Origin of the sequence: Streptomyces sp. NPDC014995, assembly GCF_043080745.1 — a bacterium.
GTDB lineage: Bacteria > Actinomycetota > Actinomycetes > Streptomycetales > Streptomycetaceae > Streptomyces.
Genome location: NZ_JBIBVX010000001.1, coordinates 109,219 through 125,358 on the forward strand (window position 1 = coordinate 109,219; position 16,140 = coordinate 125,358).

14 protein-coding genes are annotated in these 16,140 nt (G+C 70.3%); 6 read left to right on the plus strand and 8 right to left on the minus strand.

Annotated elements, in window-relative coordinates; all coding sequences use genetic code 11:
• Positions 1 to 3: 3 nt before the first annotated feature.
• Entirely contained in the window at positions 4 to 471 is a 468-nt protein-coding gene (locus tag ACF1A1_RS00500; protein WP_391643884.1) for a GNAT family N-acetyltransferase, read from the plus strand.
• Between the two features lie 79 nt (positions 472 to 550).
• The gene (locus tag ACF1A1_RS00505) at positions 551 to 2,002 is read left to right on the plus strand and encodes a peptidoglycan D,D-transpeptidase FtsI family protein (protein ID WP_391643886.1); all 1,452 of its coding nucleotides are present in this window, start codon (positions 551 to 553) and stop codon (positions 2,000 to 2,002) included.
• 97 nt (positions 2,003 to 2,099) lie between these two features.
• Here ACF1A1_RS00505 and ACF1A1_RS00510 read toward each other — a convergent pair whose 3' ends face one another.
• Positions 2,100 to 3,551 (minus strand): NCS2 family permease, encoded by a 1,452-nt coding sequence (locus tag ACF1A1_RS00510; protein ID WP_391643888.1) that lies wholly within the window; start codon positions 3,549 to 3,551, stop codon positions 2,100 to 2,102.
• A 282-nt stretch (positions 3,552 to 3,833) separates the two neighbouring features.
• Between ACF1A1_RS00510 and ACF1A1_RS00515 the strand changes: the two genes are divergently transcribed.
• The 3 genes from ACF1A1_RS00515 (at position 3,834) to ACF1A1_RS00525 (ending at position 6,183) form a co-directional block, all read left to right on the plus strand.
• Positions 3,834 to 4,403: a SigE family RNA polymerase sigma factor gene (locus ACF1A1_RS00515; protein WP_391643890.1), complete on the plus strand. Its 570-nt coding sequence runs from the start codon at positions 3,834 to 3,836 to the stop codon at positions 4,401 to 4,403.
• A complete protein-coding gene (locus ACF1A1_RS00520) occupies positions 4,400 to 5,266 on the plus strand; it encodes a hypothetical protein (protein ID WP_391643892.1) in 867 nt (288 codons plus the stop codon). The genes ACF1A1_RS00515 and ACF1A1_RS00520 overlap by 4 nt, the downstream gene beginning before the upstream one ends.
• 86 nt (positions 5,267 to 5,352) lie before the next feature.
• Entirely contained in the window at positions 5,353 to 6,183 is an 831-nt protein-coding gene (locus ACF1A1_RS00525; protein WP_391643894.1) for a pectate lyase, read from the plus strand.
• A gap of 211 nt (positions 6,184 to 6,394) precedes the next feature.
• Here ACF1A1_RS00525 and ACF1A1_RS00530 read toward each other — a convergent pair whose 3' ends face one another.
• From ACF1A1_RS00530 to ACF1A1_RS00540, 3 genes are all read right to left on the minus strand, one after another.
• A complete protein-coding gene (locus tag ACF1A1_RS00530) occupies positions 6,395 to 6,727 on the minus strand; it encodes a hypothetical protein (RefSeq protein ID WP_391643896.1) in 333 nt (110 codons plus the stop codon).
• Between the two features lie 121 nt (positions 6,728 to 6,848).
• A complete protein-coding gene (locus tag ACF1A1_RS00535; protein WP_391643898.1) occupies positions 6,849 to 7,850 on the minus strand; it encodes an ArsR/SmtB family transcription factor in 1,002 nt (333 codons plus the stop codon).
• 142 nt (positions 7,851 to 7,992) lie between these two features.
• Positions 7,993 to 9,147, minus strand: a complete 1,155-nt coding sequence (locus ACF1A1_RS00540) for a right-handed parallel beta-helix repeat-containing protein (RefSeq protein WP_391643900.1) — start codon at positions 9,145 to 9,147, stop codon at positions 7,993 to 7,995.
• A gap of 235 nt (positions 9,148 to 9,382) precedes the next feature.
• Here ACF1A1_RS00540 and ACF1A1_RS00545 point away from each other — a divergent pair, with 235 nt between their 5' ends.
• Positions 9,383 to 11,590: a family 43 glycosylhydrolase gene (locus ACF1A1_RS00545; RefSeq protein WP_391643902.1), complete on the plus strand. Its 2,208-nt coding sequence runs from the start codon at positions 9,383 to 9,385 to the stop codon at positions 11,588 to 11,590.
• A gap of 1 nt (position 11,591) precedes the next feature.
• Here the strand turns inward: ACF1A1_RS00545 and ACF1A1_RS00550 are convergent, their stop codons facing one another.
• Genes ACF1A1_RS00550 through ACF1A1_RS00565 form a run of 4 tightly spaced genes read right to left on the minus strand, consistent with a single transcriptional unit; the run spans position 11,592 to position 16,058 of the window.
• Positions 11,592 to 12,704, minus strand: coding sequence for a chondroitinase-B domain-containing protein (locus ACF1A1_RS00550; protein ID WP_391643904.1), 1,113 nt, complete (start codon positions 12,702 to 12,704; stop codon positions 11,592 to 11,594).
• 40 nt (positions 12,705 to 12,744) lie between these two features.
• Positions 12,745 to 13,917 carry a dienelactone hydrolase family protein gene (locus tag ACF1A1_RS00555; RefSeq protein ID WP_391643906.1) on the minus strand — a complete coding sequence of 391 codons (1,173 nt, stop codon included), beginning with the start codon at positions 13,915 to 13,917 and terminating at the stop codon, positions 12,745 to 12,747.
• A complete protein-coding gene (locus tag ACF1A1_RS00560; RefSeq protein WP_391643908.1) occupies positions 13,904 to 14,929 on the minus strand; it encodes a pectinesterase family protein in 1,026 nt (341 codons plus the stop codon). The genes ACF1A1_RS00555 and ACF1A1_RS00560 overlap by 14 nt, the downstream gene beginning before the upstream one ends.
• 1 nt (position 14,930) lies before the next feature.
• Complete coding sequence (locus ACF1A1_RS00565; protein WP_391643910.1) at positions 14,931 to 16,058, minus strand: pectinesterase family protein; 1,128 nt, start codon at positions 16,056 to 16,058, stop codon at positions 14,931 to 14,933.
• Positions 16,059 to 16,140: the final 82 nt, after the last annotated feature.

A 16,140-nucleotide genomic window follows, 5' to 3' on the forward strand; every position in this document is an offset into this window, starting at 1 on the left:
ACGGTGCAGGTGGTACTCCGCGAGGTGCACGACAGCGACCTGCCGGTCTTCTTCCGGCAGCTCAACGACCCGGAGGCGCTGCGCATGGCCGCCTTCACCCCGGAGGACCCGGCCGACCGGGACGCCTTCGAGGCCCACTGGACACGCATACGGTCCACCTCCCTGGTCCGCACGATCCTGGCCGACGGCGACGTGGTCGGCAACGCGGCGGTGTACGGGGAGCCCGGCGAGCGCGAGGTCACGTACTGGGTGGACCGCGCCTACTGGGGGCGGGGCGTGGCGACGGCGGCGCTGCGCGGGCTGCTGGCCGAGGTGCCGGAGCGACCGCTGTACGCGCGGGCGGCGGCGGACAACGCCGGCTCGCTGCGCGTGCTGGAGAAGTGCGGGTTCCGCGCGACGACACTGGCCACGGGGTACGCGCCCGCGCGCGGGGAGGAGATCGACGAGGTGGTCCTGCTCCTGGAGGCCTGACGGGCCGTAGATGAACGGACGATGAGAAAACCGGGCGTACGGGAACGTTTCCCCTCCGTCCGCTCGTCTTCCGGACGTCATGAACAAGACGATCAGGCGCGCCTCGGTCTTCGCGCTGCTGCTGGTGTTCGCCCTGCTGATCCGGGCGACCTGGGTGCAGTTCTACGAGGGCCGGGCGCTGGCGGACGACAAGGACAACCGGCGCAACGCGATCGAGACGTACGCGGAGCCGCTCGGGAACATCATCGTGGCCGGCAGGGCCGTCACCGGCTCGGCGCCCACCACGGACGGCGACCTCGCGTACAGACGCACGTACACGGACGGTGAGCTGTACGCGGCGGTCACCGGCTACGCCTCGCAGAGCTACGCCCCCACGCAACTGGAGGGCATCTACGCGGACCTGCTCAACGGCACGGACCAGCGGCTGAAGACCGTGATGGACACGGTCACCGACAAGCGGGCCGACCCGGGCAACGTGATCACGACGATCGATCCGGCCGTGCAGAAGGCGGCCTATGACGCGCTCGGCGAGAAGAAGGGCGCGGCCGTCGCGATCGACCCGGCGACCGGCCGGATCCTCGCGGTCGTGTCGACGCCGTCGTACGACCCCTCCTCGCTCACCGACGCCAACACCGCCGGGGCGGCCTGGAAGAAGCTCACCACGGATCCGGACAAGCCGCTCACCAACCGCGCGCTGCGGCAGCCGCTGCCGCCGGGGTCGACGTTCAAGCTGGTGGTGGCGGCGGCCGCGCTGGAGGACGGGCTGTACGCGTCGGTGGACGAGAAGACGGACAGCCCGGACCCCTACACACTGCCCGGCACCACGACCGTCCTGCGCAACGAGAACACGTCCGCGCCCTGTGAGAACGCCTCGATCCGGGTCGCCCTGCAGTACTCCTGCAACAACGTCTTCGCGCACATGGCCGTCCAGCTCGGGCAGGACAAGGTGAGGGCGATGGCGGAGAAGTTCGGTTTCAACGACACGACGCAGGACGTGCCGGTGCGGGCCTACCCGAGCGTGTACCCGTCCGGCATGGACGAGTCGTCGACCGCGCTGACCGGCATCGGCCAGTTCGACGTGACCGCGACCCCGCTCCAGATGGCCATGGTCTCCGCGGCGATCGCCAACGGTGGCCGGCTGGTCTCGCCGCACATGGTCGCGCAGATCACCGACAGCGGCGGTGACGTCCTGACGGACTACGACGACGAGACCTCGACCACGCAGGTCGTCGGCTCCGGCACCGCCGAGCAGTTGCAGTCGGCGATGCAGACGGTCGTCGAGAAGGGCACGGGGACGAACGCGCTGATCGACGGGGTCACCGTCGGTGGCAAGACCGGTACCGCCCAGAACGGCGAGAACAACAGCAGGACGCCGTACGCCTGGTTCACGTCGTACGGCGAGGCGGGCGGCAAGAAGGTCGCCGTGGCGGTGGTGGTGGAGCAGTCGGACGCGGCGCGCTCCGAGGTGAGCGGCAACGGACTGGCCGCCCCGGTCGCGAAGGCGATGATGGAAGCCGCGCTGAAGGGCTGAGGCCGGCCGCGCGACCGGCCCGCGGTCCGCCGCGGCCGATCGCGCCCACGCGGGCGGGGCCGCACACCCATGCGGCCCCGCACCTTGTCCGGGCTGCTCACCTGACGCCGAGGACCTGCTCGATCGGGTCGATCGCGAAGTACACCACGAACAGCGCCGAGGCGCCCCACAGCAGCCAGTGGATGTCCTTCGCCCTGCCCAGCACCGTCTTGATCACCACGTAGGCGAGGAAGCCCGCGCCGATGCCGTTGGTGATGGAGTAGGTGAACGGCATGACGGCGATCGTCAGGAACGCGGGGATGGCGATCTCGTACTTGTCCCAGTCGATGCTCCTGACCTGGGTCATCATCAGGAAGCCGACCGCCACCAGCGCGGGCGCCGCCGCCTGGAGCGGGACGATGGTGAGCAGCGGGGTGAAGAACAGGGCGAGGGCGAACAGGCCGCCGGTGACCAGGTTGGAGAAGCCGGTGCGGGAGCCCTCGCCGACGCCGGCCGCCGACTCGATGTAGGAGGTCGCGGAGGAGGACGAGGCCGCGCCGCCCGCCACCGCCGCCGCGCCGTCGATGAGCAGCACGCGGCCCAGGTTGGGCACCTTGCCCTCGTCGTCCAGCAGGTTCGCCTCGGCGCTGATGCCGACGACCGTCCCCATGGTGTCGAAGAAGTCGGACAGGATCAGCGTGAAGACGAGCAGGACGACCGTGATGACGGTGGTCTCGCCGAACGCGCCGAACAGGCTGAAGTGACCGATCAGCCCGAAGTCGGGGGTGTCGACGATCCTGTCGGGCCACTCGGGCGTGGTCAGGCCCCACGACTCGATGTCGGCGAGCGAGTTGATGACGATCGCGAGGACCGTCATCGTCACGATGCTGATGAGGATGGCGCCCTTGACCTTGCGGGCGAGGAGTCCGATGGTCAGCAGCACCCCGAGGCAGAAGACGAGGATCGGCCACCCGGTGAGGGTGCCGGAGCCGCCGAGCTGGACGGGCACGGTGGTGTTGGCGGCGTCGGGGATCCGGCTGACGAAACCGGCGTCGACGAAGCCGATGAACGCGATGAACAGGCCGATGCCGACGCTGATCGCCTGCTTGAGGGGCTGCGGGATGGCGTGCATGACGGCCTCGCGCAGGCCGGTGACCACGAGCACGCAGATGAGCAGGCCCTCCAGCACGATCAGGCCCATCGCGTCGTCCCAGCTCATCAGTGGGGCGATCTGGAAGGCGACGACGGCGTTCAGGCCGAGGCCCGCGGCGAGCGCGAGGGGCAGGTTGCCGCCGACGCCCATGATGATCGTCATGACGGCGGCCACCAGGGCGGTGGCGGTGGTGAGTTGGACGGGATCCAGGGACTCGCCGAACTTGTCCTTGGCGCTTCCCAGGATGATGGGATTCAGGACAAGGATGTAGGCCATCGTGAAGAACGTGGCGAAGCCGCCGCGTATCTCCCGGCCGAAGGTCGACCCCCGTTCGGAGATTCTGAAGAACCGGTCGACGCTGTTCAGCGCCGTGGGCGGGGGACTTGGCCGGTCGGTCGCCTTCTGCGTTTCGGACATGACGGACACTCCTCGTGGCCTGGTTGATCAGTGTGCGGATGCTGGCTGGATTGTTCTCTCGTCGAACCCGCTTCAGGTTTTCACCGTGTTAAGGAATCGGGTTCGGACTACGTTCGCGCTGCCATACGGCGTTCGAACCCCCGTACCAAACCAGGCAGTAGATCACTGCTACGCTTCCGGATCTCGTCCCGACCCCTCCTCGGGACATCCTCATGTCATTTACATGACACGCACAGCAGGCGCCCCCGCCGGGTGCCGGAAGTCTCCGAGAAGAGGTCACCCGTGGGCACAGTCGTCGACGACGCCGCCTCCGTGGAGTTCCATGCCTTCTTCGAACGCCACCACGCCGAACTGTCCCGGCTCGCCCATCTGTTGACCGGCGAGCCGGACGCGGCCGACGATCTGGCGGCGGACGCGCTGCTGGCGCTGTGGAACCGCTGGGACCGGGTGCGCGCGGCCGACCATCCGGTGGCGTACGCGCGCGGCGTCGTCGCGAATCTGGCCCGCACCCGGATCCGCAGCGCCGTCCGCGAGCGCCGCAGGATCAACCTGTTCTGGTCGCAGCGCGAGGAGAAGACCGAGAATCCCGATGTAGCGGGCGTGGTGGACGTGCAGTCGGCACTGCGTAGACTCCCCTTCCGCAAACGGGCCTGTGTGGTGCTCCGGCATGCCTTCGACCTCTCGGAGAAGGACACCGCGCTCGCCCTGGGGGTCTCGGTGGGTACGGTGAAGAGCCAGACCTCGAAGGGAATGGCCGAGTTGCAGAAGCTGCTCGGCGCCACAGCAGCTCCGCGGAAGGTGCACGCCGTGATGGCGGCCCGCACCGGTGAGTCCGGAGGAAGGGACCGATGACGATGCAGCGGGACGTGCACGACGAGCTGCGCGCCCGGCTGCACGAGGCGGCCGGGGCGCACGAGCCGAACCGCGAGCGGATCCTCGCGCGGATCGAGCGCGGCATGGCGGGACAGGAACGGACCGACCACCGGGCCACGCGTCCGCCGCTGTGGGGCTGGGCGCGGATCGTCGGCGCCACGGCCGCGGTCGCGGGCATGCTCGCGGTCGGCGGCTACGCGGTGGCGTCCGCGGTGAAGGACGACCCGCCGCAGCAGACGGTCGCCGTCTCGCCGACGCCGGTGAAGTCCCCGGACGCCACGAGCCGTCCGCCGGCCTCCCCGAAGGCGACGCCGAGTTCCGGCGGCGGGCCGCAGGACCCGGTCGAGCCGAGCAACCCCCCGTCGAGGACCGCGGAGTCGACGCCCTCCGCGCCGCCCGCCGCCGCGCTGCTGCCGGCCACCGACGACACCGAGGACGGCCCGCTGTGGTCGGACGGCTCGGTGGACCCGCACAGCAACGACTTCTGGGCACAGAGCAACATCACGCTCAAGACCTCGGAGCAGCTCACGGCGCTGACCGTGCAGTTGAGGGTCGCCCAGACCGGCGGGGTCTCCTCGACGGGCGCCTGGCGCTCGCTGCCCGAGGACGACTTCACCCTCACGGTCGCCGAACAGGACGGCTTCCTCGTCTACACCTGGATGCTCAAGGAGGGCCGTACGGTCCCCAAGGGCGAGTGGGTGTTCGCCGGGCAGTACGACCACGACCGCGGCGGCCGGGACGCCAAGGACGACACCTACGCGATCGCAGCGACGACGGACGGTCAGGAGCGGGCCGTCGGCGGCGACTTCGCGAGCCGGGACGACGACGAGGGCGACTCGTAGAAGAGTTCTCGACGACGCGGCAACCCTTTCTTCACCGGTGGCGACCACACAGCGCAAGAGTCACCACCCACTTGAGGAATTGGTACATGACTGCACCAGCAGAACCGCGCGTCCGGCACCGCCGCAGGGTCACCAGGCGTCGGGCGCTGATCGCCGGCTCCGCCGCCTTCGCCCTCTCCGGCGCGGCGATCGTCACCACGACGATGCTCTCGTCCGCCGGCGCCGCGTCCACCTGGCCGACGGCCACCGGCAGCAAGGCCGTCTCCTCGACGATCAAGGTGTCGGGCACGTACGACGGCAAGCTGAAGAAGTTCTACGGCTCCGGCGCGCTGGGCGGCAGCGGCCAGGAGGAGGGCCAGGCGCCGGTCTTCGAGCTGGCCGACGGTGCCGTCCTGAAGAACGTGATCATCGGGACGCCGGGCGCGGACGGCGTCCACTGCAAGGGCTCCTGCACCCTGCAGAACGTGTGGTGGCTGGACGTCGGCGAGGACGCCGCCAGCTTCAAGGGCAAGTCGTCGTCGGCCGTGTACAAGGTCGTCGGCGGCGGCGCGAAGAACGGCGCCGACAAGGTGCTGCAGTTCAACGGCGCCGGCAAGCTGGTCGTGACCGGCTTCCGGGTGGAGAACTCCGGCAAGCTGGTCCGCTCCTGCGGCAACTGCAAGACGCAGTACAAGCGCACGATCGTGCTGAGCGACATCGACGTCGTCGCGCCCCTGAAGGTGATCGTCGGGGTGAACGCCAACTACGGCGACACCGCCACGCTGTCGAAGATCCGCATCCAGGGCGACAGCAAGAAGAAGACCAAGACGTGTGTCCGCTTCAAGGGCAACAACACCGGCAAGGAGCCGACGGAGCTCGGTACCGGTGCCGACGGAACCACCTGCACGTTCTCGTCGTCCGACATCACGTACAAGTGAGTACGTTCTGAACAGGTGACGCAGCACGACCGTTGAGCACGCACAGGAGTGCTCGAGCGGCACGGCGTATCCGGGCCCGGGCACGTCGTTCGACGGTGTCGACCTGCCGGCCTGAGCCTCCCTCGGCCCGCAGGAAGAACGCCCCGCCGGTCGGACCGGCGGGGCGTTCCCCTCTCCACCCCTCGCGCCCCGCGTCAGCGGGTCAGCGGGGTCAGCGCGTCTCGTACCACCAGTTCGCCGGCCCACTCCAGCAGTCGTCGCTCACGTGGACCGTCCTGCCGGGCGTCACCTGCACCCAGTTCGAGTAGGTGTCCGGCTCCCACCAGTCGATGCACTCGATCACGAGCCGGACGGACCCGTTGGAGTCGCCCCGGTTGGTGCAGTCGGCGTGGATCCAGTTGCCGTCCCGCTTCATGGAGCAGTCGATGTCCGCGGCGGTCGTCGCGGCCGACGCGGCGGACGCGGCCGGGGCCGCGGCCACCAAGGGAACGACTGCCAGTCCGGCTACGGCAGCCGCTCCGGCCATGCGCCTGAGAACGTTCATGTTTCCCCCTGTCGCTCGAAAAAAGGCGGTCGAGCCGGCGGCCGTTCCCGCCGACGCCACCATGCTGCGTGGTCCGCCGTGCACCCCGCCACACCCTTCGACGGTGCTCGAACACCGCTGGTCACAAGGGAGATGGCGGGCGCTCGCCCGCGACGAGCCGGACACCGAGCGGAGTCGGCAGGTGATGGGCGCTGCTGCCGGTGCGGTGGGTCGAGATCAGTCCGGCTTCGCGCAGCACGGTGGTGTGGTGGGAGACCGTGGCCGGCGCGATGCCCGTACGCCGTGCGAGTTCGGTGGTCGTGACGCCGTGTCCGGCGGCGATGGTGTCCAGCACGATGGCGCGACTGTGCCCGACGAGCGCCGCCAGTCGGCCTTGGCCGGTTTCGGCCGCGGTGTCGGGGGTCCAGACGGTGTCATGGGTGACGGGGTAGATGACGACGGGCGGCAGGCCGGGGTCCAGGTGGACCATGGGATCGGAGCCGGAGAAGAACGAGGGGACCAGGCGCAGACCGCGGCCGTCGAGAGAGAGGTCCCGGTCGTGGCCGGCGCAGGTCAGCTCCAGCACGGGCGGCTTCCACGATATGGCGGGGTGCAGCCGGGAGAGCAGCGCGTCCAGCCCTTCGGCCAGCAGGGTCCGCGCGGCGGAGAGTCTGGCCGCCTCGACCCGTGCGTCCACATGCGGGCGGAGGGGAGCGATGGCGGTCCGGTGCCAGTCGCGCAGGGCCCCGCTCACCGACCTCAGGGCCTGCGGGGAGCCGTCGGTGAGCGGGACCGCCCAGGGGGGCAGCGGCTTCCCGGTCCAGTGGGTGAACGCTTCCAGGTCGGTGCGCAGGAACGATGCCGGCGTGTGCAGCAGTTCGTCCAGGCCCGCCTCGAAGTCCACGGTTCCCGTGGGGGTCAGGAAGTCCGGGCACATTCCCTCGGGCGGCACCAGCGACCGGAGCCGGTGGACGGAGTGCGGAACCCGTGAGCGCGCCCAGCGCCGCCACGCCCCCAGGGCCATGCCGGGCCGCCGTTGCTGTAACACCCGCAGACTCATCACCGTCTCGTGGAGCGGATCGGTCCCCGGTGCCAGGGACACACGGAGGAGATCGTCCTGGGTGAAGTGGATCCGAAGAGTCATCTCGTCCTCCCTCGTGAGCGAGTCTGTGCGGCCGGTTCGCCGGGCCGGCCGCACCTTCACCTGCGAGGGGTAGACGTCACGAGGTCGGTGGACTCATCGCGCCGGGACGGTGAGACACCACCGGCGGCGCCCTTGCGGCACGTCAGTTCATCGTGGCACCGATCGTCGTGGAGCCGGTGGTCAGGAACGTCGTCGCCGGAAGCGAGCCGTCCGCCTTCCGGGCGCCGTACGCCGTGGTCGCGTCCGTCGACCTGAAGGCCGGCGTCGGCACCCCGCTGTCCCAGTTGTTCGCGGCCGACACCGTCGAGGACCCCAGCTTCGACAGCCCGCCCTTGTTGCCCACGGCGAGATTGCGGGCCAGCCGGGCCTTGCCCGTGGCGAAGTAGAACCCCGCCTGCGCGTTGACGTACGCGGTGTTGCGGTTCAGGGCGATCGCCCCGGTGTTGGAGTTCTCGGTGAACCCGTTCGACATGTTGTCCCAGGCCGCGTTGTTGTTGACGACATGGGCGACCGCGACACCCCCGCCGCCCAGCTTGAACCCGTTGCCGTTGCCCTCGAACGCGGCGTCGCTCCACCGGTTCTCGCCGTTGCCGAAGGCCCACGAGTGCTCGATGGTGACCGGCGTGGAGAACTGCCACAGGTCCAGCCCGTCGTCGGAGTTGTTGTAGAGACGGGCGCCCGTGATGCGGTTGCCGCTCCCCGACCCGAACTTGACGGCGATCCCGTCCGCGTTCTGGCCGTGCCCGGCGGCGTCGTAGTTGCCGTGACTGTCCAGGTTCTGCACGAGGTTGCCGACCGTGTTGTCGCCGCGCAGGGTGAACCCGGAGTCGCCGTTGTCCGCGGTGACCAGGTTCCTGAAGACGCCGCCGGTGGAGGAGGTGACGACGAACCCCTGGGCCGGCGCGTTCTGGAAGGTCAGGTTCTGCACGGTCCAGTAGCTGCCGTAGATCCCGGCGAGCCAGGAGCCGGCGGCCAGCCTGGAGCCGTCGATCTTCACCTTCTCGTTGCCGTGGGCCTGGAGCGTGATCCGGTTCGACGCGGTGCCGTCGGCCGTCGACTTGAGGGTGGCCGTCGGGTAGTAGGTACCGCCGCGCACCTGGATGACGGTACCGGCGGTCGCGTTCTTCACGGCCGACTCCAGCTGGGCGGTGGTGGAGACGGTGACCGTCGTCGACGCGGCCTGCGCGCCGTCGTTCGTCAGGCCGAGATAAACGCCGCCCGCCCCCGCGGCGACGGCCACCGCGGCGGCGATCGAGAGGGTGCGCGTCCTGCGGTGGCGTCCGGTGCTCAAGCGCACGGGGCGTTCCTTTCCTGAGGGGGATGGGAGGAAACGGGCCGGAGGGGCCGCCCCGGCCCGTTTCCGCACAGCAGTCGCCGCCGTGGCCGGGAAGGGTTGCCGGGCCCGCGAAAGAGATCGAAACTTTCGCTCCCCTCCCGCCCCTCCCCCACCGATTGACGCCCCCGACCCCCGCTGGTGAGACTCCCAGGGCACCCCATCCAACAGAATCCCCCACACTCCCACAGGATGTGTCATGCGCCCCCACTTCGCCCGCACGTTCCTGGCGAGCCTCTTCGCCCTCCTCCTGGCCCTCCTGACCTCACCTCCCAGTACCGCGACAACCGGAGCACCCCCCGTGTCACACCCCAAGTACGCCGGCTACCTCTTCACCTACTTCACCGGTGAGGGGACCGCCGACGGAGAGCAGATCCGCTACGCGCTCAGCCGGGGCAACGACCCGCTGCACTGGCGGGAGCTGAACGGCGGCAAGCCGGTCCTGACCTCCACCGTCGGCGAGAAGGGCCTGCGCGACCCGTTCGTGATCCGCTCCCCCGAGGGCGACAGGTTCTATCTGATCGCCACCGACCTGCGGATGTACCAGAACAGCAGCGGCAGCTGGGACCACGTCCAGCGGCACGGCAGCAAGTCGATCATGATCTGGGAGTCCACCGACCTGGTCCACTGGACCGACCAGCGCCTGGTCAAGGTCGCCCCCGACAACGCGGGCAACACCTGGGCGCCGGAGGCCTACTGGGACGACTCGCTCGGCGAGTACGTCGTCTTCTGGGCGTCGAAGCTGTACGCCGACGACGACCCCGACCACACCGGTTCGACGTACAACAAGATGCTGTACGCGACCACGAAGGACTTCCGCACCTTCAGCGAGCCGAAGGTCTGGGACGACCCGGGTTACTCGGTCATCGACTCGACCGTGGTGGAGCACGACGGGACGTATTACCGCTACACCAAGGACGAGCGCGACCCGTCCTCCAGCTCGCCCTGCTCGAAGTTCATCACCGCGGAGAAGTCGACGACGCTGACCTCCACGACGTACGACTTCGTGGCCGACTGCATCGGCAGCGGCGCGATGGACCGCGGTGAGGGTCCGACGGTGTTCAAGTCGAACACCGAGGAGAAGTGGTACCTGTTCATCGACGAGTACGGCGGCCGCGGCTACCTCCCCTTCGAGACCACCGACCTCGACTCGGGCAGGTGGACCCCGTCCACCGACTACCAGCTGCCCGCCAGCCCCCGGCACGGCACGGTGATTCCGGTGACGCAGGCGGAGTACGACCGGCTGCTGGCCGCGTACCCCGCGAGCCCGTCCTCGGTCGTGGACGCGACGGCGAAGGACCAGAAGGGGTACGCGATCGTCACGGAGAGCGCCTCCAAGGTCGTGCTCCCGATGCAGCCGGACGCCGACCTCGGACGCCTCGCCCCGAAGCTGTGGGTCGGTGAGGGCGCGACGGTCAGCCCGCGCTCCGGCACCCGGCGCGACTTCCGCAAGCCCCAGACGTACACGGTGACCGCGGCCGACGGCACGAAGCGCACCTGGACGGTCGAGGCGGTACGGACCGGCAGTCCCGTCCTGCCGGGCCTCAACGCCGACCCGGACGTGCACTACCTGAACGGCGAGTACTGGATCTACCCGACGACGGACGGCTTCCAGGGCTGGAGCGGGACCAAGTTCAAGGCGTACTCGTCCAAGGACCTGGTCCACTGGAAGGACCACGGCGTGATCCTGGACCTGGGGCCGGACGTGAGCTGGGCCGACAAGTACGCCTGGGCACCGGCGATCGCCGAGCGCGACGGCAAGTACTACTTCTACTTCTGCGCCGAGCAGCAGATCGGCGTGGCGGTGGCCGACTCGCCGGCCGGCCCGTTCAAGGACGCGCTGGGCAAGCCGCTGGTCGCCAAGGGGGGTTCGCTCAAGGGCCAGATGATCGACCCGGCCGTCTTCACGGACGACGACGGGACGTCGTATCTCTACTGGGGCAACGGGCACGGGTATGTGGTCCCGCTGAACGACGACATGGTGTCGTACGACGCGGCGAAGGTGCAGGACATCACGCCCGACAACTTCCGCGAGGGCTCCTTCGTGATCAAGCGGAAGGGCACGTACTACTTCATGTGGTCCGAGGACGACACCCGCAGCGAGAACTACCACGTCGCCTATGCCACGGGACCGTCCCCGCTCGGCCCGTGGACCAAGAAGGGGACGATCCTGTCCAAGCGCCCCGAGTACGGGATCCTCGGCACGGGCCACCACTCCGTGGTGAACACTCCCGGCACCGACGACTGGTACGCCGTCTACCACCGCTTCGCCCTGAACGGCCCCGGGAGGCCGGGCGGTGACGGCATGCACCGGGAGACGACCGTCGACCGCCTGGAGTTCGCGGCCGACGGCACGATCAAGCCGGTGGTGCCGACGCTGGAGGGCATAAGGCCCGTGCGGCGCTAGCTCAGTCCATCGTCGCGCCGATGGTGGTGCTGCCCGTGGTCAGGAACGTGGTCACGGGCAGCGCGCCGTTGGACTGCCGGGCGTTGTACGTGGTCGACGCGTCCGTGGACCTGAACGCCGGGGTCGATATCCCGGAGTCCCAGTTGTTGCCCGCCGACACCACCGAGGAGCCCTTGTTCACCAGGCCCCCGCCGTTGCTCACCGCGAGGTTCTTGCCGAGCCGGGCGGACCCGGTGGCGAAGTAGTAGCCCCACTTGCCGTTGGCGTAGGCGGTGGTGCGGTTGATGACGATGGCGCCCTTGTTGGAGTTCTCGGTGAAGCCGTTGCCGGTGTTGTCCCAGGCGGCCGAGTTGTTGACGACGTGCGCGACGACCTCGCCGTCGCCACCCAGCTTGTAGCCGTTGCCGTCGCCCGCGAAGGCGGAGTCGCCCCAGCGGTTCCTGCCGTTGCCGAAGGCCCAGGTGTGCTCGACGGTGACGGGCGAGGAGAAGGACCAGAAGTCGAGGCCGTCGTCGGAGTTGTTGTAGAGGCGGGCGCCGGTGATGAGGTTGCCGGTGCCGGAGCCGTACTTCACGGCGATGCCGTCGGCGTTCTCACCGTGGTTGGCGGCGTCGTAGTGGCCGTAGCTGTCGATGTTCCTGACGGTGTTGTTGACCGTGCCGTCCCCGGTGAGCGTGAAGCCGGAGTCGCCGCCGTTGATGGTCTTGACGGTGTTCCAGTTGGTGCCGGTGCAGGACTGGCAGACGACGGCGCTGTCCGGGGAGTTCTGGAAGGTGAGGCGGGAGACGTTCCAGTAGTCGGCGGTCAGCTTGAAGATCCAGGAGCCGGCGGGGAGCGACGAGCCGTCGATCTTCACGGTCTCCGAGCCGTACGCGGTGAGGGTGATCGGCGCGGACGAGGTGCCGTTGGCGGTGGACTGGAGGGTGGCCGTCGGGTAGTAGGTGCCGCCGCGGACCTGGATGACGGTGCCGGCGGTGGCGTTCTTGATCGCGTTGGACAGGTCGGTGGAGTTGCTGACGACGACGGTGGCGGCCTGCGCCTGGGTGGGGAGGGCGGCGAGGCCGGCGCCGAGGGCGAGCGCCGCGACGGCGGACAGAGCGGTACGACGAGACATGGAGTGCGGGTCCTTTGCGTCGTGGGGGTGGGTGGGGGGATCAGAGGACGCGGTCGAGCCAGGTGAAGACCTCGTCCTGCATGCGGTCGACGAAGACATGGCCGAGGTCGGGCCAGGTCTTCAGGTGCAACCGCTCCTCGGCGTGACGGGAGCGCCAGACGGCGCGCAGCTTGTCGTGGGCCGCGCGGACGCCGTCGGCGGGGAAGAGCGGGTCGAGGCCGCCGTTGAAGAAGAGCATCGGCCCGGGTGCGGCGATGCTCGCCACGTCGGGGAAGTCGAGGTGGCGGGGCAGTCCGGGGTGGAGCATGTAGTAGGCGGACTGCCCGCGCAGGGTGTTGTTGCCGGGGACCATCATCTCCTTGAGGCCGGTCATCCAGCAGACGGCGGCGGTGGCGGCGACGTCGTCGGTGAGCGCCGCCGTCTGCCAGGCGCGGAAGGCACCCATGGAGAAGCCGACGGCCGCGATCCGCCGCCGGTCCACCCGGTCGAGCCGGGCGAGGAAACCGGCGGCACGGGCGTCCTCGCGGGCCATCAGGCCGGCCAGGGAGGAGCCCAGGTGGTAGAAGTTGCTCGCCAGGGCCTGCTGCTGGTCGTAGGCCAGGGGGCCGCGGTCGCCCCAGCCGAGGGCGTCGGCGGCCAGCACCACGTACCCCCGCCGGGCCAGCTCGTCGCCGACGAAGCGCCCGCTGAAGTACTTCTCCGTCCACGCCTGGGCTGAGGCGAGCCGTGTGGGGTCGTACCAGGGCCGGACCAGCTTCTCCTTGCCGATGTCGAACCGGGCGCCGTGGTCGTGCAGGAGCAGCACGGCCGGGAAGGGGCCGGCGCCGTGCGGGGTGAGGAGGGCGGCGCGGACACGTTCGTGACGGGTGAGCGAGAGCGTGACCAACTCCCGCGTGTAGCCGTCGTGTTCGGAGCGTTCGCCGAACTCGGGGGCGTACGGTGTCCGGTCCTCCCGGTCGACGATCAGCGCCTCCTCGACCCTCGCGCGGGCCGCCCGGCGCCAGGCGCGGAAGTCGCGGATCGGGGAGTTCCCCCAGGCCAGCGGGAAGGTCAGCGCGTCCTTCAGCGCGGGATGGAAGTCGGGCAGCGGTCCGTCCACCACGGCCGCCTCCGCCCCGGTCGCCGCTGCCCCGGTCGCCGCTGCCCCGGCCAGCAGCGCCGCCCCGGTCCCGGCCACGAACGCCCGCCGGCCCACCGGATCACGGGCGCTCATACGGCCTCCAGTCCCCGAGGTAGGTCCGCCTGGTGTGCGCGGCGGCCTCGGCCGCGGTCAGCTGCGGCCGGTTCTCCGGCTGCGTGATCACGGCGCCGGGACCGGAGTTGGCGTACTCGCGAAAGCGCATGGTCTGCCAGGGGTAGGCGTCCCGCATGTTGGTGTACGGGGCGACCGGGTCGATGCCGGGACCGATCCAGGTGTCCCGCACGACCAGCGAGGGCCAGGCGGTCGTCTCGTACGACGGCACCCAGGGCCGGGCCAGCTTGTACGCCCCGTCCTCGGCGCCGGAGGTGATCCGGCCGCGGACCGCGAGGAAGCCGTAGGGGTTGGCGCGGGCGGTGGCGGGGGCGAAGACCATGCCCTTGGGGGTGAAGGCCACGTCCCGCTGGAGGGTGTGGAAGCGGCAGGTGTCGAAGACGGCCCGCGCCCGGCCGAAGACGAAGTCGACGTCGCCCTCGATGTGACAGTGGCGGTAGTACTGCCGGTCGAAGGCGTCCAGGGCGGTGGTGTCCGCGAAGAGGGTGTCCTGGTGGGCGTGGAACCGGACGTTGTCGAAGTGGGAACGGTCGCCGGTGACGTACGCCGCCACCGCCTGGGTGCCGGTGATGTCGGGGTGGTCGGCGCGCAGCCAGTCGTTGGCGAGGGTGAGGTCGCGGACGGTGAGGCCGGCGGCGGCGGAGGTGAAGGTGGCGGAGCCCGCCGTGCCGTACGTGGTGCCGTCGGGCTTCTTGGTGCCGTTGGCGTTGTCGTACACGAGGACGGCGGCGCGGGCGTTGCGGGAGGCGCCCCGCAGGGTCAGCTCCGCCTTGGTGGCGGGGACGGTGACGACCTCGCGGTACGTGCCGGGGTGGACGACGATCGTCCAGCCGGGTCCGTCGACGGCGTCCACGGCGGCCTGGACGGAGTCGCCGGGGCGGACGTGCAGGACGCGGCGGGACCGCGCGTGGGCGGGGGCCGCCACCGCCAGGGTCCCGGCGGCGAGGCCCGCGAGGAGGGTGCGCCTGCGCATGTCAGCAGGTCTCCTTCCAGGGCGTCCAGTCGCCGAGGTAGGCCTCGCGGGTCGCCGACGCGGCCTGCTCGGGGGTGAGTTGGGGCCGGTTCTCGGGGACCGTGATCCGGGCGCCCAGTCCGGTGTTGCGGTACTCGGCGAACCGCTGGTTCTGCCACGGGTGGGAGGCCGACATGTTGGTGTAGGGGGCGACCGCGTCGATGCCGGGGCCGAGGTGGCTGTCGCGGACGGTGAGCATGGGGCGGGCGGTGGTGTCGGAGCTGGGCACCCAGGGGCGGGCCAGTTTGTAGAAGGCGTCGGGGGCCTCGCTCGTGACGCGGCCGCCGGTCACCAGGTAGCCGCGTGGGTTGGCGCCCGCGGTGGAGGGTGCGAAGACGAAGCCGTAGGGGGCGCTGGACAGGTCGGTGCGGTTCAGGGTGCGGAAGTGGCAGTGCTCGAAGACGGCGGTCGCCCGGCCGAAGACGAAGTCGACGTCGCCCTCGGCGTAGCAGTGGGAGAAGTACTGGCGGGCGAAGGTGCCGAGGGCGATCGAGTCGGCGTAGAGGGTGTCCTGGTGGCCCAGGAACCGGCAGTGGTGGAAGGCGGACCGGTCGCCCTGGACCTTGAGGGCGACGGCCTGGGTGCCGGTGACGCCGGGGTGGTCGGCGCGCAGCCAGTCGTTGGCGAAGGTGATCCAGCGGGCGGTGAAGCCGTCGGCCTGCACGGTGGTGGTGGCCGACCCGGTGGTGCCGTAGGTACCGCCGCCGGGCTTGGGGGTGCCGGCCGCGTTGTCGTACACGATCACCACGTCCCGCGGGTCCTCCGAGGCGCCGATCCAGGTGGCCTCCGTGCGGGTGACGTCGACGGCGACCGTCTCGCGGTAGGTGCCGGGGGCGAGGACGAGGGTCCAGCCGGTGCCGACGGCGGCGGCCACGGCGTCCCGGACGGAGGTGTGGTCGCCGTGTCCGCGCGGGTCGACGTACAGGGTCTGCGGGGTGAGCCGGGCGGAGGGCGAGCCGTAGCGGCCGAACGGCCGGCGGGTGCCCGCGCGGGCGGGGCCGGCCAGGAGACCGAGCGCGGCGCCCGCGCCGGCGCTCGCCATGAGGAATCCCCTTCGGGACAGGGGAAGTCGGGGGTGGGGCGAGGGCATGCGGGTGCTCCTAAGCGGTGCGGTTCGTCAGACGGGGTCCCTCGGGTGTGGGGGGTTGCGGGCCGGGGCGACGGACGGCCCC